15 protein-coding genes are annotated in these 19,436 nt (G+C 67.7%); 5 read left to right on the top strand and 10 right to left on the bottom strand.

The window, feature by feature from the left end; translation table 11 throughout:
• Positions 1–34 precede the first annotated feature (34 nt).
• Entirely contained in the window at positions 35–652 is a 618-nt protein-coding gene (locus N440_RS16425; protein WP_008268141.1) for a DUF4126 domain-containing protein, read from the bottom strand.
• 179 nt (positions 653–831) lie between these two features.
• On the opposite strand from N440_RS16425, the gene N440_RS16420 reads away from it, so the two are divergent.
• The 5 genes from N440_RS16420 (at position 832) to ampE (ending at position 4,514) form a co-directional block, all read left to right on the top strand.
• Positions 832–1,575, top strand: a complete 744-nt coding sequence (locus N440_RS16420) for a DUF6776 family protein (RefSeq protein WP_049456220.1) — start codon at positions 832–834, stop codon at positions 1,573–1,575.
• A gap of 4 nt (positions 1,576–1,579) precedes the next feature.
• Entirely contained in the window at positions 1,580–2,044 is a 465-nt protein-coding gene (locus tag N440_RS16415) for a polymer-forming cytoskeletal protein (protein WP_008268410.1), read from the top strand.
• Between the two features lie 31 nt (positions 2,045–2,075).
• Positions 2,076–2,468 (top strand): iron-sulfur cluster insertion protein ErpA, encoded by a 393-nt coding sequence (erpA, locus tag N440_RS16410; protein ID WP_049456218.1) that lies wholly within the window; start codon positions 2,076–2,078, stop codon positions 2,466–2,468.
• 119 nt (positions 2,469–2,587) lie between these two features.
• Positions 2,588–3,493, top strand: a complete 906-nt coding sequence (nudC, locus tag N440_RS16405; protein WP_133935755.1) for an NAD(+) diphosphatase — start codon at positions 2,588–2,590, stop codon at positions 3,491–3,493.
• A 133-nt stretch (positions 3,494–3,626) separates the two neighbouring features.
• On the top strand, positions 3,627–4,514 hold the full coding sequence (ampE, locus tag N440_RS16400; RefSeq protein WP_133935754.1) for a regulatory signaling modulator protein AmpE: 888 nt from the start codon (positions 3,627–3,629) through the stop codon (positions 4,512–4,514).
• A 507-nt stretch (positions 4,515–5,021) separates the two neighbouring features.
• On the opposite strand, the gene N440_RS16395 is transcribed toward ampE, so the two are convergent.
• From N440_RS16395 to N440_RS16355, 9 genes are all read right to left on the bottom strand, one after another.
• The gene (locus tag N440_RS16395; RefSeq protein ID WP_006473646.1) at positions 5,022–5,447 is read right to left on the bottom strand and encodes a DUF2752 domain-containing protein; all 426 of its coding nucleotides are present in this window, start codon (positions 5,445–5,447) and stop codon (positions 5,022–5,024) included.
• A 43-nt stretch (positions 5,448–5,490) separates the two neighbouring features.
• Positions 5,491–5,769 (bottom strand): CD225/dispanin family protein, encoded by a 279-nt coding sequence (locus N440_RS16390; RefSeq protein WP_006473644.1) that lies wholly within the window; start codon positions 5,767–5,769, stop codon positions 5,491–5,493.
• Positions 5,770–5,803: 34 nt separating this feature from the next.
• The gene (locus N440_RS16385; RefSeq protein WP_008265497.1) at positions 5,804–6,091 is read right to left on the bottom strand and encodes a CD225/dispanin family protein; all 288 of its coding nucleotides are present in this window, start codon (positions 6,089–6,091) and stop codon (positions 5,804–5,806) included.
• Positions 6,092–6,272: 181 nt separating this feature from the next.
• Positions 6,273–8,162 carry an MFS transporter gene (locus N440_RS16380; protein ID WP_133935753.1) on the bottom strand — a complete coding sequence of 630 codons (1,890 nt, stop codon included), beginning with the start codon at positions 8,160–8,162 and terminating at the stop codon, positions 6,273–6,275.
• Positions 8,163–8,301: 139 nt separating this feature from the next.
• A complete protein-coding gene (locus N440_RS16375; protein WP_133935752.1) occupies positions 8,302–9,096 on the bottom strand; it encodes an SDR family oxidoreductase in 795 nt (264 codons plus the stop codon).
• A gap of 143 nt (positions 9,097–9,239) precedes the next feature.
• Positions 9,240–11,417: a YccS family putative transporter gene (gene yccS / locus N440_RS16370; protein ID WP_133935751.1), complete on the bottom strand. Its 2,178-nt coding sequence runs from the start codon at positions 11,415–11,417 to the stop codon at positions 9,240–9,242.
• A gap of 139 nt (positions 11,418–11,556) precedes the next feature.
• Positions 11,557–14,679, bottom strand: coding sequence for an efflux RND transporter permease subunit (locus N440_RS16365; RefSeq protein WP_053511607.1), 3,123 nt, complete (start codon positions 14,677–14,679; stop codon positions 11,557–11,559).
• Between the two features lie 31 nt (positions 14,680–14,710).
• Complete coding sequence (locus N440_RS16360) at positions 14,711–17,944, bottom strand: efflux RND transporter permease subunit (protein WP_006473613.1); 3,234 nt, start codon at positions 17,942–17,944, stop codon at positions 14,711–14,713.
• Positions 17,945–18,018: 74 nt separating this feature from the next.
• Positions 18,019–19,263, bottom strand: coding sequence for an efflux RND transporter periplasmic adaptor subunit (locus tag N440_RS16355; protein WP_133935750.1), 1,245 nt, complete (start codon positions 19,261–19,263; stop codon positions 18,019–18,021).
• Between the last annotated feature and the right edge of the window lie 173 nt (positions 19,264–19,436).

The raw sequence follows: 19,436 nt of genomic DNA, 5'->3' as shown, positions 1-19,436 counted from the left end.
GGTGTTCGCCTTCATTATGCGGCAAGCCCGGCGATCAACCGGTGCCGGGCTGCCGCGGGCTGTCCGTCGCCGCGCCGCGTGCCAGCCAACGCACGCCTTTCCACAAGGTGCGCCAGACCAGCCAGACCAGCAGCGCGCCAGCGAGGCTGCAGGCCAGCACCACCACCAGCGCGATCCAGGGATGGGCCAGGGCCAGCGCCAGGCCGCCGATCACCACGGTGTCTTCGGCGGCGGAGGCCACCCAGTTGCTGGCCGGTTCCGGTGAGGTATTGAGCAGGGCGCGGGTGCCGGCCTTCAGGCCATGGCTGGCCAGCGCGACACCGGCACCGGCGGCGAGTGCGCCGGTCCCCAGCTGGCCGTCCGGCGACAACGTGGCGGCGGCAAGGAAGGCACCGGCGGGCACGCGTGCCAGGGTTTGCACCAGATCCCACACCGAGTCCACGCCGGGGATCTTGTCGGCGAAGAATTCGGTCACTGCCAGCGCCGCCGAGGTGCCCAGCACCCACCACGATTCGGTGGCCTGCAGCGCGGGTGGCAGGTCGACCCAGCCGAGCAGGCCGGCCAGCCCGACGCCGAACACGGTGAGATAGACGCGGATGCCGGCCAACCAGGCCAGCAGGATGCCGATCACGAACAGGTGGGCTTCGGTCATGGCGATGCTCCGGCGACGGAACTGTGCGGGGGGCCTCACTATCGGCGATGGCGTGCCTGAACGCCACAGACCGCGGCCGGCCACTGCGCAGGAAACCCACCCGTCCTGTCATACACTAGCCCGTCGTTTGCCACAGGGGCCGTACCGGTGTCGCTCTTGCGATGCCCCGGAAACCACCCATGAACAACCGCCCTCCCATGCGCGTGCAGGTTCGCCTGCCCGGCGCGCCGCAACCGCCGGTCGATCGTCGCCGCCTGCTGGTGCTCGGCGGCATCTGGCTGCTCAGCCTGGTGCTGGCGGTGCTTGGCGGCTGCTGGATGGCCACCCCGCGCGATGCGCAGGGCCAGCGCCTGCAGGCTGCCGAGAAGCACGCCGAGACGCTGCAGGCGCAGCTGACCGAGCTCCGCCAGAAGCAGGCCACGCTGGAAGCCTCCGACCGCATCAGCCGCGCCGCCAACACCGAGGTGCAGTCCTCGCTGGCCGAGCGCGATGAGGAAATCGCCGGCCTGCGCGCCGACGTCGCCTTCTATGAGCGGCTGGTCGGTTCAACCAGCCAGCGCAAGGGCCTGAATACCCATTCGATCGAGTTCAGCCCGGAAGCGGCCGGCACCTGGCAGTACACCGCCGTGCTGACCCAGAACCTCAACCGCGGTGCCATCAGCCAGGGGCAGATGCGTTTCACCGTGGAAGGCGTGAAGAACGGCAAGCTGGCCACGATCAGCTGGGATGATCTGCACCAGCGCAGCAAGGTACCGGGACAGGATTACTCGTTCCGGTACTTCCAGCAGATCACCGGCAGCGTGATGCTGCCGGCTGACTTCACCCCGCAACGCGTGCGGGTGACATTGGGGAGTGGTACGGGGGGTACCACCCAGGTATTCGACTGGAAACAGGCCGGCGCGCCGGCCAGCAAAGGGGAGTAGGCAGATGTTCGGAAACAGCAAATCCAACCGTGATGGCCAGCTGGTGGTGGATGCCCTGATCGGCAACCAGGTGGTGATCCGCGGTGATGTGGAATTCAGTGGTGGCCTGTACGTGGAAGGCCGCATCCACGGCAAGGTGATTGCCGCCGAGGGCGCCAGCGGTGCCACCCTGACGGTCGCCGAGCATGGCGTGATCGAGGGCGAGATCCGTGCCCAGGTGGTGGTCATCAGCGGCCGCCTGGACGGTGACGTGCACGCCACCGAGAAGGTCGAACTGACCCCGAGCGCACGGGTCAATGGCAATGTCCATTACCAGGTGGTGGAGATGAATGCGGGCGCCCAGCTGAACGGCCGCCTGATCCATGCCAGCGCCCCGATGGCGGCCCTGCCGGCCCCGGAGGCCGACGACGCCAATGGCGGCAAGGGCGACACCGCCGCGCGTCGCAAGCTGGCCGAGGCGATGGCTTGAAAGCCCTCCTCGGCACCCCCATGCTGACGGCATGAGCACGCTAGTCTCCCTGCCCGGCGCCACCCCGGCCGCCGCGCCCGATTACCAGTCGCTGGAGCGACCGCTGAACTTCACCGAGTCGGCGGCCGCCAAGGTCAGATCCCTGATCCAGGAAGAGGGCAACCCCGACCTGGCCCTGCGCGTGTACATCGAAGGTGGCGGCTGTTCGGGCTTCCAGTATGGCTTCGAGTTCGACGAGAACCGTGCCGAGGACGATCTGGCGGTGCAGACCAGCGGGGTGACCCTGCTGGTCGACCCGCTGAGCCTGCAGTACCTGATGGGTGCCGAGGTGGACTACACCGAAAGCCTGACCGGGGCCCAGTTCGTGATCCGCAACCCGAACGCGAAGACCACCTGCGGCTGCGGCAGCAGCTTCAGCATGTAGGCAGGGCGCGGGGCCTGCCCCCTGCGCGACAAGGTGTGTGGAGCAAGCTCCACACACACCGCTGGTTTCCGCAAAGCCCGCGGCTTGCCACCCGCATCGATTGGCGGCACGCTTGCCGGATGCCCAATACTTCTTCGCCGCTTTCCGGTTATGCCTTCGTGGGCGAACCGCTGGAGCGCGCCGATGCCCTGCGCGACGATGCCGATGCACTGGCGCGCCTGTGGCCGGGCGCGCGCATCCTCGTGCTTGATCAGGACGGCAGCGCCTTCACCGGCGATGACGATCAGCCACTGGCGCTGACCGGCGCCGACATCGGCGGTGGCCCCGGTGCCGCGATCTTCCTCGGCCTGCGTGGTGATCAGGCATGGTTTTCAGTTGAAGCCGCCAGCGTGACCATCACCGCACCACGCCGTCTCGACCTGCGCCAGGCCGCGCTGCTGTGGTCGATGGCCGATGCGACCGCCTTCAGCTATGCCCGCGGCATGTCCTACTGGCACTCGCGTACCCGCTTCTGCGGCGTGTGCGGCGGTGCCGTGGCGTTCGCCCGTGGCGGCTTCGTCGGCCGCTGCGCGCAGTGCTCCACCGAGCATTACCCGCGGGTGGATCCGGCGGTGATCGTGGCGGTGGAGAACCAGGGCCGGCTGTTGCTCGGGCGGCAGTCGAACTGGGCGCCGCGCCGCTACTCGGTGCTGGCCGGCTTCGTCGAACCGGGCGAGACCTTCGAGCAGACCGTGGTGCGCGAGGTGCACGAGGAGAGCAAGGTGCGGGTGACCGCCTGCCAGTACCTCGGCTCGCAGCCCTGGCCGTTCCCGGGGGCGCTGATGATCGGTTTCCGTGCGCAGGCGCAGGATGATCTGCCGAGCGTGGACGGTGAGCTGGAAGATGCGCGCTGGTTCAGTGCCGACGAAGTTGGCGCGGCGCTGGCACGCGATGTCGAGGACGATGGCCAGGGCATCCGCGTGTCGCCGCCGATCTCGATTTCGCGGGGCCTGATCGAGCACTGGTACCGCCAGCAGAAGGGCTGAAGCGGGCCAAGCGCGGCGGCTGTATTGCCGCCACCTGAACACGGCCCGGGTTAGAGTCCGGTTCACCGCTGAGGGCGCCGCTGTGACAGGTAAGGTAGCGGCGCGAGCGTTCTGTTTCGTAGGGAGACCCGCCATGTTCACCACTCTGGCTGCCGTGCTGGTGGCGCTGGCCCTGGGCCATGTCGCCCCGGCCGCTGCTGCCTCGCTGCGCCGTTTCGACGGCTTCCGGCGCTGGCTGGGTTGGCTGGATGCCCGGGGTGGCAAAGCCTGGCAGAGCCCCGCAGGCGTGGCCCTGGCCCTGCTGCCGCCGCTGCTGCTGATGGCCCTGCTGGCCTGGCTGCTGCGTGGGGTGTTGTTCGGCCTGCCGTCGCTGCTGCTGGGGGTGCTGGTGCTGGCATGGTGCTGGGGACCGCGCGACCTGGACCGCGATATCGAAGCGATCATCGACGCTGACGATGCCGCGACGCGGCAGGCGGCGGTGCGCAATCTGCAGGCGGCCGGTGGCAGCCTGCGCGAAGACGTGCCGTCGCTGGTCGAAGCAACGGTGCTCAATGCGCTGCGGCGCTGGTTCGCGGTGTTGTTCTGGTTCCTGCTGCTGGGCCCGGCCGGTGCGCTGGGCTACCGGCTGCTGGCGCTGATGGCCGAAAGCCCGATGCGCGCCCGCGTGCCGGTGGAACCGCTGGCGCTGGCGCAGCGCCTGCTGGGTTGGATCGAATGGCCGGTGGCGCAGCTGATGGCGTTCTCGATGGCGCTGGTGGGCAACTTCGATACGGCGTGGAAGGCCTGGCGCCAGGCCCACGGCGAGCGCCTGGCGGGGAACATCGGCTTCCTGGGAGCGGTGGCGCGCGCCAGTGTCAATGCCGAGCTGCGCGAGGATGCGCACGACTACACCGAGGCAGGGCTGCTGCCGGTGTGGCAACGGCTGCCGGACCTGCGTGATGCGATGAGCCTGGTGTGGCGGATGCTGCTGCTGTGGCTGGCGATCCTCGCCCTGCTGGTGATTGCAGGCTGGGTGACGTAGTTGCTTTTGCAGGGCTTGCAGCCCTGCACCTGCAGAGGCAACAGCAACGGCAACAGCAACAGCAACAGCAGCCCTGGATTGCTGAGGGTTGGGCGGGGCGGTGTGGGCCTGCAGGACACGCCGTAAACCCGTCCATGGGGGCTCGATGGCGCCATCCATGGCGCCAACGGTCCTGCAGCCCCACACCGCCCCACCCCCGACAGATTCCGGCGGCTGTTGGTAGGTGTCGACCTTGGTCGACACGGTAGATCCACGCCATGCGTGGATGCAGAGCGAAGCGATCCGCTTTCGATTTTGATTTTTTTCTTTTCCGTGGTGGACGCGCACGGAAACTGTCCGTGGCCGGGTGGGTGGGCTGCGTAGGGGCGTGAGCCGCATGGATGCGGCGACCGAGCTTACATGGACGTACTTGCAGCGCCCCCTGCGCAGCCCACCCACCCGGCCAACCCCAAGGCTTCTGCTTTGAAACGCCGCCCACCACGAGGGGCTGCGCCGTTGGCCGGAAACCTAGATCGGTGCCAGCGCGGTGAACGGCGCCCACGGCAGGTTGCGCAGCAGCGCATACCCGGGCAGCACCCAGAGCCAGAACACGGGATTGGCCAGCACCCGCATCAGCGGGTCGAGCACGCGCGGGCGAATGCCGGCGATGTTCAGCAGCATCAGCAGCAGGAACGGCAGGCTGATGACCAGCAGCGGGTTCATCGCCATCGCGCCCGGAAGGTCGAAATGGACCAGCGAATACAGGCAGCGCGTGCTGCCACAGCCCGGGCAGTACAGGCCGGTCAGCGCGTACAGCGGGCAGCTCGGCAAGGGATTGCCGGCAACATACGGATTGACGTTGCGCAGCACCACCGTGGCACCCACGGCCAGGCCGGCGGAGACCAGCAGCGGCGCCCAGCGGGCGAGTCGGGAACGGGCGGGAAGCGCGGACATGCAACAACGGATCCGGCGCAGGCGCCGGATCCGTCCAGGCGTATCAGTAGCCGCTGTTGCTCATCGCGCCCATGCCGCCGAGCACAACGAAGAACAGCACGTACAGCACGACCACGACGACCCAGGCGATGGCCGACCAGATGGCCCACTTCTTGGCCTTGGCGGCCGAATCCTGGGCGCCAGCGATGTCGCCCGCAGCCAGCTTGCCGTTGACCTGTGCGGCGTAGACGATCGAGACGATGCCGGCCGGCAGACAGCAGAACAGGGTGGTCAGGATGGCCCAGACCAGGTTGTTCGGGACCTGCGGAGTAGCAGTGTTCATGGGTTCAAGCTCCTTGATGGGTGGTGGTTGTGAATCATTGGTCGGAAAGAGCGCCCAGTACGGCCAAGCCGCCGAACAGCCCGAACCACAACAGCAACAGGACCGGCAGGGTCACGGCCGAAGCCACCGCCCACCAGCCCGCCTTGCGCGACGCGCTGTAAGCCCCCGGAAGGTCGCCGGCCGCGCGGCGGCCATCGACCTGGGAAGCGTAGACGATCGACACCACGCCCAACGGCAGGCAGCAGAACAGCGTCGTCAGGATCGCCCAGACCAGATGGTTGGGGATGTAGACCGGACGGCTAAGCGGTGGTGGTTGATTCAAAGCGAGACTCCATTCCTTGGTGGCCGGCCATGATGCATCGGCCGGGCCTCCCCCCTGTGGGTGCGTAATCTACCGCAACCGGCGTTGCATGTATGCGTTTACATGCACGCCATGACGTGTTCTCCACTGGACGGTGGCGTATGCGGGGAGGTCGCCGGGCCGGCCTGGCGGGCCGGCTACGTCAGGCGTGATCCCCGCGCAGGGCGCGCACCTGGGCTTCCAGCGCAGGGGCGTCGGTGCTGCGGCCGTCCACGGCCGGTGCCGCCACCACCTCGATGGTGGCGCGGAAGCGGCGCGGCACGCGCATGCGCCCGAGGCGGCTGTCGCGGCGGCTCCACATGCTCGACCACATGCCACGCAGCGCCATCGGCACCACCGGCACCGGCCGCCGTTCGAGGATCTTCTCGACGCCGGACTTGAACGGCGCCATGGTTCCGTCCCTGGTCAGTGCGCCTTCCGGGAAGATGCAGACCAGCTCGCCCTCGGCCAGCGCGGCATCGATCTCGTCGAACGCGCGCTGCATCAATGCCGGATCTTCGCGCGCACCGGCGATCGGGATGGCCTTGGCGGTCCGGAAGATCCAGCGCATCACCGGGATGTTGAAGATCCTGTAGTACATGACGAAGCGCACCGGGCGCGGGATCGTCGCCGACAGGATCAGCGCGTCCATGTAGCTGACATGGTTGCAGACCAGCAGCGCAGCACCCTCGTCGGGCACATTGGCCTCGATGCCGTGCGGGCGCAGCCGGTACAGGGTGCGCACCATCACCCAGCTGAGGAAGCGCATCAGGAATTCGGGGACGATGGTGAAGATGTAGATCGCCACCAGCGCATTGGCGATGGCCAGCGCCAGGAACTGCTGCGGGATGGTCCAGTGCAGCAGCTTGTGCGCGGCCAGTGACAGCAGGGCGGCGGCCACGATGAAGCCGGAGTTCTGGATGTTCAGCGCGGCGAACACGCGTGACATCTGTGCCTTGGGCGTGCGGCTCTGGATCAGCGCGAACAGCGGCACCACGAAGATGCCGGTGAACAGGCCGATACCGACCAGGTCGATGACGATGCGGAGGCTGCCGGGCTGCTGCAGGAAGGTGCCGACGGTCAGCCCGTGCACGGTGGCCTCGCCGCTGCGGGCGAAGTACAGATCGAGCAGGAACGCGGTCATGCCGAACGCACCCAGCGGCACCAGGCCGATTTCGACCGTGCGTGCCGACAGCTTTTCGCACAGCAGTGAGCCGACGCCGGTGCCGACCGAGAACAGCGCGAGCGCGAAGATGTACAGGGTCGGCTCGCCGCCGAGGTTGGCCACCGCGTAGGCCGGCAGCTGCGAGGTCAGCACGGTACCGACGAACCAGAACCAGGACACGCCCAGGATCGCGTTGCGCACCGCTTTCTGCTGGCGCGCCATGCGCAGCACCGCCAGCGATTCCGGCAGCGGATTCCAGTTGATCTTCAGGTTCGGGTCGCCGGCGTCGACCTTGGGAATCAGCCGCGCGGCGATGTTGCCGCAGATGGCCAGGCCGATGATCGCGCACGCCGCCACCACCGTGCCGTGACTGCCGGCCACGGTGAACACCAGGCCGCCGACGATCATGCCGGACAGGATCGACATCGACGTGCCCATCTCGACCAGGCCGTTGCCACCGGTCAGTTCCTCGGGCTTGAGCACCGACGGCAGCACCGAGTATTTCACCGGGCCGAACAGGGTCGACTGCATGCCGGTGCAGAACAGCGCGATCAGCAGCACCGGCAGGCTCTGGGTGAGGAAGCCGGTGGCGGCCAGCGACATGATCACGATCTCCATGGTGGTGGTGATCACGATCAGCCGCGATTTTTCCAGCTTGTCGGCAATCTGCCCGGCCAGTGCCGAGAACAGGAAGTACGGCAGGATGAAGATGGCCGGTGCCAGCGTGGCGTACAGCCCCAGTTCTTCTTCCGGCACGGCCATGAACAGCAGCATGCTGATGATCGCCTGCCGGTAGACGTTGTCGTTGAACGCACCGAGCGCCTGGACCACGAAGAACGGCAGGAAACGGCGCTGGCGCAGCAGGGCGAACTGGTTGTGACCGGACATGGAGCCTCCTTGACCGGCGCAGCCTAGCATTCCTGCCTATCCGCCGGGACCATGGCGGGATGCATCCACGCATGGCGTGGATCTACTGAAACCCCATGACTGTGGGTGCGGACCTGTGGTCCGCACACCTCCAGCGGTCTCAGACGATATCGTCGACCACGCCGCCATCCACGCGCAGCGCCGCGCCGGAGGTGGCCGAGGCCTGCGGCGAGGCCAGGTACACCACCATGTTGGCCACTTCCTCGACCGTGGCGGCACGCTGGATCACCGAGGACGGGCGATGCTCCATCACGAACTCGCGGCCGATCTGTTCCAGCGGCTTGCCGCTGCGCTGGCGTTCATCTTCAAACATCGCGGCGAAACCGTCAGAGAGCGTCGGACCGGGCAGTACGGCATTGACGGTGACGCCACTGCCGGCCACGCGCTTGGCCAGGCCGCGCGACAACGACAGCTGCGCGGTCTTGCTGACCCCGTAATGGATCATGTCGGCGGGGATGTTGCGCGCCGATTCGGAGGAAATGAACAGCACGCGGCCCCAGCCGGCATCGACCATCGCCGGCAGCAGCGCACGCGACAGGCGCATGCCGGACATCACGTTGGTCTGCCAGTAGCGCTCCCAGGTGGCGTCGTCGGTCTCGAAGAAGTCCTCGGGGCCGAAGATGCCGGCGTTGTTGACCAGGATGTCGACCTGGGGCAGGCCGGCGAGCAGCGTTTCGACGCCGCTGGCATCGGACAGATCGGCGGCGACACCGTGCAGGTCGGCGCCCGGCACGGCGCTGATCAGCCGCTGGCGTGCGCGTTCGATACTGTCGGTGCTGCGGCCGTTGAGGACCACCGTTGCACCGGCCGCGGCCAGGCCCTGTGCGATCGCCAGGCCGATGCCGGCGGTGGAGGCGGTGACCAGTGCGGTGTGGCCGCCGAGTTCGATCTTCATGGGGACATCCAGGGCAGGGGAGATGCCCCAGTATCGATCCGGCGGCGTGATCGGGATGCAGCGCAGGGCGCAACGCGTTGTTGCACGCGGCGCGGTGGATCCACGCCATGCGTGGAGGGCATGCCCGATTCAGCGGTGAGGGATCAGGTCAGGCTGGTCACCGCTTCATTGGCCGCCGCGCGTACCTTCGGCAGCAGGCGCAGCACCAGCGCCATCTGCGTGCGGATCAGCTGCAGCTTCGGTGGCATCGCCTCGTCGATCTGCTCCAGCTCGGCGGCGACCGCGCGATCCGCATCGTTGTCGTCCTCTGCGACCGGCTGCCGTGCGGTCAGCGCCGTCGCCAGCTGCTGCAGTGCCTTGCGCACACGATCACCGGCGGCCAATGCCAGCGGATCGCCGGCATAGCTGTCCACCTGGTCGCGATGTGCGCCCAGGGCCGACAGGTGGCCGAGCAGGGTGTTGGACAGGGCCAGGAAGTGGAAGCCGGCATCGAGGTTGCGGCGCACGTGGCCGGGCTCGCGCAGCATGTTCGACAGCGCGGTGGACAGCGCCGCGTCGGCGTTGTGCATGTCACGGCGGGCGATGCGGTAGGCCAGGTCGTCGCGCATGCCGCTGCGGTACTGGCCCAGCACCGAGTCCAGGTAACGTGCGGCGGTGTCCAGCACGCGCGCCAGAACAAGGTGCAGCTGGCGGCCCTGCCAGTCGGGCAGGATCAGGAACGCCGCTGCCGCTGCGATCGCGCAGCCCAGCACGGTGTCGACCATGCGCGGCACGATCAGCACGAAGCCATCGCCGATCAGGTTGAAGCAGGTCAGTGCCATCACCGTGATCGCCGCCGACGCCACCAGGTAGCGGTCGGTGCGGGTGAAGAAGAACAGCAGCGCCGAAAGCAGGGCGATCAGAAGCTGCACGTGCAGCTGCGGGAACAGCTGCAGCAGTGCCCAGGTCAGCACCAGGCCGGCGAGCGTGCCGACGATGCGCTGGGCCAGGCGTTGGCGGGTGGCGCCGAAGTTGGGCCGGCACACGAACACGATGGTCAGCAGCACCCATGAACCGTTCTGCGCATTGAACAGGCGGATCGCTGCAAAGCCGGCGATCAGTGCCAGCGCCATGCGCAGGCCGTGGCGGAACAGCACCGAGCCGGGCGTGAGCTGCTGGCGGATGCGCACGCCCATCTCGCGCAGGGTGTGGGGGTTGCTGTCGCGCAGGCGGGTATCGACGTTGTCCAGGCTGGCTTCGGAGCGCTCGGCATCCAGCAGGCGGCGCTCGATGCTGCGCAGGTTGTGCACCAGCAGGTCCAGCGAACCGAGCAGGCGCTGCCACTGTGGCCGTTGCTGGTCACGCAGGTAGGCCAGCGCATCGGCCAGGTCGCGCCCGGCCTGTTGGTTGTTCTCGCCATACACGAACGGGCGGCGCAGGCGGATCGCTTCGCCCAGCCGCGCGCAGGCCTGGCCCTGCAGATCGAGCAGGCGCTGGCAGCGGTACAGCACGTCGCTGTGGAAGAAGGCATCGACCAGCGCGCCATACGGGTAATGCGACGAACTGGCGCGTTCGTGGAAATCCTGCGCCATGTAGTACAGGCGCAGGTACAGGCCAGAGTTGACGCCGGGCCGGCCGGAACGGCCGAAGCGCGCCAGGATCGCCGTCTTCGCCTCGTTCAGCGCGCCGACTACGCGCCGGTTCTGCTCGGCCAGGTCGAGCTGGCGGCGTTGCAGGTCGGCCTCGCGCACCGGTTCGAACAGGGCGGCTTTCAACTGCAGGTAGCGGCCCAGTTCCTGGTACAGCCGTGCCACGCGCTCGCGCACCGGCCGGTTGGCGAACAGCGCGGTCCACAGGATCGACAGCAGGCCGTACCAGACCGCACCGGCCAGCAGGTGGCTGACGGCGTCCAGTGCGCTGTGCAGGTCGCTGGCACCATGCTGCTCCAGGCCGATCATGGTGTAGATGGCCAGCGTCACCGTGGCCTGGGCAATGGATGCATAGCGCTCGCCGAGCGCACCGAGCAGGGTCAGGCCGAAGGTGGACAGCGCCAGCGCGCCGATGAAGACCCACGGCCACGGGAACAGCCAGATCACCGACGCCGCGGCGATGCAGAAGCACAGCAGCGACAGCAGCACGGCCTTGGTCCGGCCCCACCAGTTGTCATCGGTCTCGGCGATGGCGCTGGCGATGATGCCCAGGAACACGCCGGGCAGGGCGGTCAGTGCATCCAGCTGCCAGCATGCGGCCACCGCTGCCGTGAGGGCGATGAACACCCGCAGGCCGTAACTGGCCTTCTCGTGGGCCCACAGGCGGCTGAGACGGGATTGTCGGGCGGACATGCAGGCTCGGTGGAAGGATCTGCCACCATTATTGCGGGCTGCGCGTGAAATATGCAGTGCGGACCAACGGTCCGCACCCACCCTCCGTGCTCCGGCACGACCGATCCAGTAGATCCACGCCATGCGTGGATGCGCTTTCCTAGGCCCGTTGCGCGCGCTTGAGCAGCTTCGCTTCGCGCTTGCGTGCGCGCCGTGCCCGCCAGCGTTCGGCCAGGCAGGAGAAGATCACGTACAGCGCCGGCGTGCTGAGCAGGGTCAGGCTCTGCGAGAACAGCAGGCCGCCGATCATCGCGATGCCCAGCGGGCGCCGCAGTTCGGAGCCTTCGCCGAGGCCGATCGCCAGCGGCACGGCCGCCAGGATCGCCACCATGGTGGTCATCATGATCGGGCGGAAGCGCACGATGCTGGCCTCGCGGGCGGCGTCGCGGGGCGCCAGCCCGTGCTCGCGCTGTGCTACCAGCGCGAAGTCGATCATCATGATCGCGTTCTTCTTGACGATGCCGATCAGCAGCACCAGCGCGATCATCGAGATCACCGACAGCTCGGTGTTGGTGCCGAACAAGGCCAGCAGCGCACCCACGCCCGCCGCCGGCAGCGTGGACAGGATGGTGACCGGGTGGATCAGGCTCTCGTAGAGCATGCCCAGCACCAGGTACACGGTCAGGATCGCCGCCAGCACCAGGATCAGCATGTCGCTGGGATCGGAGTTGAAGCCGAAGCCTGCATCATCGGCCAGGCGGATGTCGCCCGGCATGCGCATGCCGGCCACGGTCGCGTCGATGATCGCCTTGGCCTCGCCCATGCTCACGTCCGGAGCCAGGTTGTAGCTGAGGTCCATCGTCGTGTACTGGTTTTCATGGGTGATCTGCGACGGTGCCAGCCCCGGAATCTGGGTGGCCACCGCGGTGATCGGCACCATGTCGCCGTTGCGTGCCCGCACGTACACCTCATCCAGCGCCGCCGGCGTGGCGGTCTGCGAGGGCAGGGCGTTGACCACCACGCTGTACTGGTTGATGTCCGAGTAGATGGTCGAGATCTGGCGCTGGCCGAAGGCTCCGTACAGCGCGCCGTCGATGGCGCCGACGGTGATGCCCAGGCGCGCGGCCTTGGCGCGGTCGATCTGGATGTTCTGGCGCAGGCCGGCGTTGTCGACATCGGTGCCGACGTCGCGCAGTTTCGGGTTCTTCTTCAGTTCCGCCTGCAGCTTGGGCAGCCATTCCTGCAGCGCGGCCAGGTCGTTGCCCTGCAGCGAAATGCGGTACTGCGCGCCCTGGCTGGAGCCACCGCCATCGTTGCTGGGCAGGTCCTGGATCGCGCGCAGGCGCAACTGCAGGTCCGGGTAGCGGTCGGCCTTGGCGCTCAACCGCGCCAGCGCATGCGCGGTGGTTTCGCGGCGGCCGTCGCTGCGCGATTTCAGCTCGATGTTGAACTGCGCGCTGGAGCCCTGGCGGCCGCTGCCCAGGCGTACGCCCACGGTCTTCACCGCCGGGTCGGCCATCAGCATGTCGGTGATGCGACGCTGGCGGGCGACCATGTCCTCGAAGGAGACAGTGGCGCTGGAGTTGGCGCGGCCCCAGATCAGGCCGGTGTCCTGCGGCGGGAACGCCCCCTTCTTCACTGCACCGAACAGGAACACGGTGACGCCGATCAGGATCAACGGGGTCAGCGACATCAACAGCGCGTGGCGCAGCGAGAAGTCGAGGAACACGGTGTAGACACGCAGCATGCGCTCGTGGCCTGCATCCAGCCAGCGGCCGAAGCGCGATGGTGGCGCCGCGTGGTCGTGCGCGCTGAGGAAGCGGCTGCACAGCGCCGGAGTCAATGTCAGCGAGACGATCATCGAGACCACGATGGCCGCCACCAGGGTGACGGTGAACTCGCGGAAGAACGCGCCCATCATGCCGCTGGCGAACAGCAGCGGGATGAACACCGCCACCAGCGAGGCGGTGATCGAGACGATGGTGAAGCCGATCTCGCGTGCACCGGTCAGCGCCGCCTGCATGCGCGGCATGCCCTCGTCGAGGTGGCGCATGATGTTCTCGATCACCACGATCGCATCGTCGACCACGAAGCCGATCGCGATCACCAGCGCCAGCAGGCTCAGGTTGTTCAGGGTGAAGCCCATCACGTACATCACCAGCGCGGCACCGGCCAGCGACAGCGGCACGGTCACCGCGGCGATCAGCGTCGGTGCCAGCCGGCGCAGGAACAGCGCCATGGTCAGCACCACCATCGCCAGGCTGATCAGCAGGGTGATCTGCACTTCATGCAGCGACGAGCGGATGGTCGGCGTACGGTCGAAGTACGGCGTCATCGTGGTGCCTGGCTGCAGGTAGTCGCGCAGGGTCGGGATCTGTGCCTTGACCCGGTCCACGGTCTCCACGATGTTGGCGCCGGCACGGGTGAACACGTACATCACCACCGCCGGCTTGTGGTCGAACCAGGCCGCCTGGTAGGCGTCCTGCTGGCCGTCGTAGACGTTGGCGATGTCCTTCAGTCGGATCACCCGGCCATCGCCCTGGGTCTTGACCACCAGGTCGGCGAAGTCGGCGGCACGCGCCACCGAATCGTTGGCGATGATCGCGGTGGTGGTGTTGCCATCGCTGAGGAAGCCGGTGGGCGAGGTCACGTTGGCCGCGCGCACGGCGTTGCGCAGGTCGTCGGCGGTCAGGCCGAGGGCGTTCATCAGGCGCAGGTTGACGTCCACGCGCACGGCGGGCGTAGAGGCACCGGCGATGTCGACCGAGGCGACGCCGCTGATCTGGCGGATGCGCTGCGCAAGCAGCGAGTCGGCGACGTTGTAAAGCTCGTCGGCCGACTGCGTCTGCGAGGTCAGCGCGATGGCGATCACCGGGTCATCGTTCGGATTCGCCTTCTGGTACATCGGCGAACCCATGCCCGAAGGCAGGTCGGCCTGCGCCGAGTTGATCGCGGTCTGTACGTCCAGCGCCGCCGAATCGATGTTGTGACCGCTCTGGAAGATCATGAACACCAGCGAGCTGCCTTCCGAGCTCGACGAGCGCATGCGGTCGATGCCTGGCAGCTGGCCCAGGTGGCGCTCCAGCGGTGCGGTGACCGTGGTCGCCATGGTGGCCGCGTCGGCGCCGGACTGGCTGGCGTGCACGAAGATCACCGGGATCTCGATGTTCGGCAGTGCCGACACACCCAGGCGCAGGTAGCAGATCAGGCCGACCATGAACAGACCGATGGCCAGCAGCGCGGTGCCGATCGGGCGGCGGATGAAGGGGCCGGACAGGTTCATCGTGCGGCCCCCCGCAGCAGCGGGGCGTGGATCATGCCTGCGGCTCCTGCAGCGAACCGTTGCGCAGCGCACGCTGTTCGCGGCGGCGGGCCAGCCACTCGGAGAAGCGCTCCATGTACAGGTAGATCACCGGCGTGGTGTACAGGGTCACCAGCTGCGACAGCAGCAGGCCGCCGACGATGGCGATGCCCAGCGGGCGGCGCAGCTCCGAGCCGATGCCGGTGCCCAATGCCAGTGGCAGCGCGCCCAGCATGGCGGCGGCGGTGGTCATCATGATCGGGCGGAAACGCAGCAGGCAGGCGCGACGGATCGCTTCATGCGCGTTGGCACCGGCACGACGTGCCTCGATCGCGAAGTCGACCATCATGATGCCGTTCTTCTTGACGATGCCGATCAGCAGCACGATGCCGACGATGCCGTCCACCGACAGGCTCAGGCCGCACAGCATCAGCGCCAGCAGCGCACCGACACCGGCCGGCGGCAGCGTGGAGATGATCGTGATCGGGTGGATGTAGCTCTCGTAGAGCACGCCCAGCACGATGTAGATCACCACCAGCGAGGCCAGCAGCAGCCACACCACATCGGTCTGGCTGCCGGTGAACTCGGCGGCCTTGCCGATGAACTCGGCATGCAGGTGGGTGGGCATGTCCAGGCTGTCCTTGGTCTCCTGGATTGCACGCACGGCCTCGGACAGCGAATAGCCCGGTGCCACGTTGAACGAGACGGTCACTGCCGGCAGCTGCTGCTGGTGGCTGACCACCAGCGGCGCGCTGCTCACCTTGCCTTCGGCCAACGCCGACAGCGGGATGATGTTGCCGGCGCCGACGGTGATGCCGGTGTTCTGCGCGCCGATGCCGGTGGCGGTGGATGAGTTGGACGAGGTGACCTGGCCGAAGCTGGTGGCGTTGGTGCCGGTCAGCGCGCCGGCACCGTTGGAGGCCACGGCCAGCTGTTCCATCAGCGCGGTGCTGGTGCGGAACTCCGGTGCCACTTCCAGTACCACGCGGTACTGGTTGAGCTCGGTGAAGATGGTCGAGATCTGGCGCTGGCCGAACGCATCGTAGAGCGTGTCATCGATGGTCTGCATCGGCACGCCCAGCACACTGGCCTTGTCACGATCGATGTTCAGCTCAAGCGCGCGGCCCTGGTTGGACAGGTTGTTGTCGACGTCGGCCAGTTCCGGGCGCTGGCGCAGCGCTTCGGTCAGGCGCGTGGCCTGGGTGGCCACCGTCGCCGAATCCACGTCCGACAGCGAGTACTGGTACTCGGTGGCGGCCACGCGGGTATCCAGGGTCACGTCCTGCACCGGCTTCAGGTACAGCGCCACGCCCGGAATACCGGCCACCGCCTTCTGCAGGCGCGGCAGGATCTCGTCCAGGCCATCGCGCTGGCTGCGTTCCTTCAGCACGATCGACAGCTGGCCCTGGTTGAGCGTGGGGTTCATGCTGCCGGCACCGATGAAGGCCGACACGCCGGTCACGTCCGGATCGTGGCGCAGTGCCTCGGCCACCTGCTTGGTGCGCTGCTCCATCTGCGGGAAGGCGATGTTCTGGTCGGCCTGGACCACGCCGGTGATCAGGCCGGTGTCCTGTTCGGGCAGCAGGCCCTTGGGAATCAGCACGTACAGCAGCACGGTCAGCACCAGCGCGCCGCCGGCCACGGCCAGGGTCAGGCGCTGGTGGCCCAGCACCCAGTCCAGGCTGTGCTCGTACAGGCCGACGGTGCGCGTCCACAGATTCTGCTTGCCGGCCGCCGCTGCACGCTCATGCGCGTCCTCGCCCTCGGGCAGGGCATCAGGCTTGAGCAGGTAGGCGCACATCATCGGGGTGAGCGTCAGCGAGATCAGCATCGACAGCACCACGGCGATGCTCAGCACCCACGCGAACTCATGGAACAGGCGGCCGGTGACGCCGGGCATCAGCAGCAGCGGCAGGAACACCGCCACCAGCGAGACGGTCAGCGACAGCACGGTGAAGCCGATCTGGCGCGCACCGATCTCGGCCGCCTCCTTGCCACTCTTGCCTTGCTCGATGTAGCGCACGATGTTCTCGATCATCACGATCGCATCGTCGACCACGAAGCCGGTGGCCACCACCAGCGCCATCAGCGACAGGTTGTCCAGCGACATGCCGGCAAAGGCCATCACCGCGAAGGTGCCGGCCAGCGACAGCGGCACTGCCACCGACGGGATGATCGTGGCCCACAACCGGCGCAGGAACACAAAGATCACCGCCACCACCAGGCCGATGGTGAGGATCAGGGTGAACTGCACTTCATGCACCGACGCGCGGATGGTCTCGGTGCGGTCGTTGAAGATCTCCAGGTGCACGTCGGCCGGCAGCACGCCCTGCAGCTGCGGCAGGATCGCGCGGATGCGTTCGACGGTCTGCACGATGTTGGCGCCGGGCTGGCGGCGCACTTCCAGCAGTACCGCGGGCTTGCCATCGGCCCAGGCGGCCAGCTGGTCGTTCTCCACGCCATCGACCACGTCGGCCACGTCGGACAACCGCACCGGGCGGCCGTTCTTGTAGCTGATGATGGTGTCGCGGTACTCGGCGGCACTGGCCAGCTGGTCGTTGGTGCCGATGCTGTAGGACTGGGTCTTGCCGTTCAACGAACCCTTGGGCGCGTTGACATTGGCCTGGGTCAGCGCGCTGCGCAGCTGTTCCAGGGTCAGGCCCATGTTCGACAGCTGCGCCGGGTTGACCTGGATGCGTACCGCCGGGCGCACGTTGCCGGCGATCGAAACCAGGCCCACGCCCTGCACCTGCGACAGGCGCTGGGCCAGGATCGAGTCGGCGTAGTTGTTGACGTCGCGCAGCGGGCGCGTGTCAGACGTCAGCTTCAGGGTGACGATGGCCGCGTCGGCCGGGTTCACCCGGTTGTAGACCGGCTGGTAGGGCAGCGACGAGGGCAGGGTGGCCTGGCGGATCGCCGCCTGCACGTCCTGCGCGGCGATGTCGATGTCGCGGTCCATCGAGAACTGCAGGATGATCGTCGACAACCCGGCCGAGGAGTCGGAGGTCATCAGCTCCAGCCCGGAGATCTGCCCGAACTGGCGCTCCAGGGGCGTGGTGACCAGCGAGGCCATGGTGGTGGCGTTGGCGCCGGGGTACTGGGTGGTGACCACCAGGCTGGGTGCATCGATTTCCGGCAGCGCCGACACCGGCAGCTTGCGGTAACCGAGGATGCCCAGCAGCAACAGCCCCGCCATCAACAGCGAGGTGGCGATGGGGCGGCGGATGAAGATCGTCGAAAAGCCCACGGACTGATCCTTGCTGGCACTTCATTGGCAGCGCCGGCGGGGATGCCGGCGCGGGAGAGGTCAGTGGCCTGCGCTCAGCGCGGGCCGCCACCACGACGGCCACCGCCGCCACCGTTCTTCTGCTCGGCGGCCTTCAGTTCGGCCTCGGTCGGCGCGGCCGGCGTTTCGCCCAGCTTCAACGCGGTGACCTTGCTGCCCGGCTTGAGGCGGAACTGGCCTTCGCTGACCACGCGCTCGCCACCCTTCAGGCCTTCGGCGATCTGCACCTGGCTGTCGCCCACTTCCACGCCGCTGCGCACTGTCTGCATCTTTACCGTGTTGTCGCCCTGCACGATGTACACGTACTCGCCATCCGGGCCACGCAGCACCGCCTGGGTCGGGATGACCACGCCGCCACCGATCGTGCGCAGCTGCATGCGCACGTTGACGAACTGGCCCGGCCACAGCCCGTTGTCGGTGTTGTCGAAGATCGCACGAGCCTTGAACGTGCCGCTGTCGGCGCTGATCAGGTTGTCGACCACATCCAGCTTGCCGTCACCGGAGAGCACGTGCGAATCGGCGCGGTCCAGCGCGGCTACCGGCACGGTGCCGGCCGCCTGCGCCTGGCGCACGTCGCCGAGCTGGCGCTCGGGCAGGTTGAACAGCACGTGGATCGGATGGATCTGGGTCAGCGTGACCAGTGCGGTACCGGCGTTGACCACGTTGCCGGCGTCGACTGCGCGGATGCCGGCAATGCCGGAGATCGGTGCGGTGACCTTGGTGTACTGCAGCTGCACCTGTGCCGAGCGCATGCTGGCCTCGTTGGCGGCCACCGCGCTTTCGTACTGTGCCACTTGGTTTCGCTGTGTATCCAGATCGGTCTTGGCGACGTACTGGCGATACTCCGGCGCGTTGGAGCGCTGGAAGTTGGAGCGTGCGGTGGCCAGCAGGGCTTCGTTCTGGCGCTTGGCCGCCGCCGCCTGGTCATAGCTGGCCTGGGCGGTGCGCGGATCGATCACCGCCAGCACGTCACCCTGCTTCACTTCCTGGCCTTCGCGGAAATTGAGGCTCATCAGCTGGCCGCCCACCTGCGGGCTGACGGTGACCGTGTTCATCGCCGTCACCGTGCCCAGCGCGCTGGCGTACACCGGCACGTCCTGGCGCGTGGCGTCGACCACGGTCACCGGCACCGGGCCGGCATCCGGGTCTTCGCCGCCCTGGCGTGCGCCCGCAGCGGGTTTTCCAGCCTTGTCCTTGCCTCCGCCGACGACGCGCAGGCCGACCACGGCCAGCACCAGTACCGCCACGACCAGCAGCACGATCTTCCAAACACGTGACATTACGAGGACTCCAAGAGGGCTGGACCGGGCGGGACCCCGGGGGCAATGCGCAAAGCATACCTGTGCCACATCACGTTTCCTGCATGACGGATGGGACGGGCGCTAAGACCGGATCCAGCCGCGGAGGTTCCCGTAGCGGCAGTGTTGCCCTACATTCAGCTGGAACCCCTTGC

Origin of the sequence: Stenotrophomonas sp. CC22-02, from assembly GCF_004365115.1 — a bacterium.
Classification (GTDB): domain Bacteria; phylum Pseudomonadota; class Gammaproteobacteria; order Xanthomonadales; family Xanthomonadaceae; genus Stenotrophomonas; species Stenotrophomonas forensis.
Note: the sequence above shows the minus strand (reverse complement) of the source record. Positions and strands in the feature narration are given on the sequence as shown.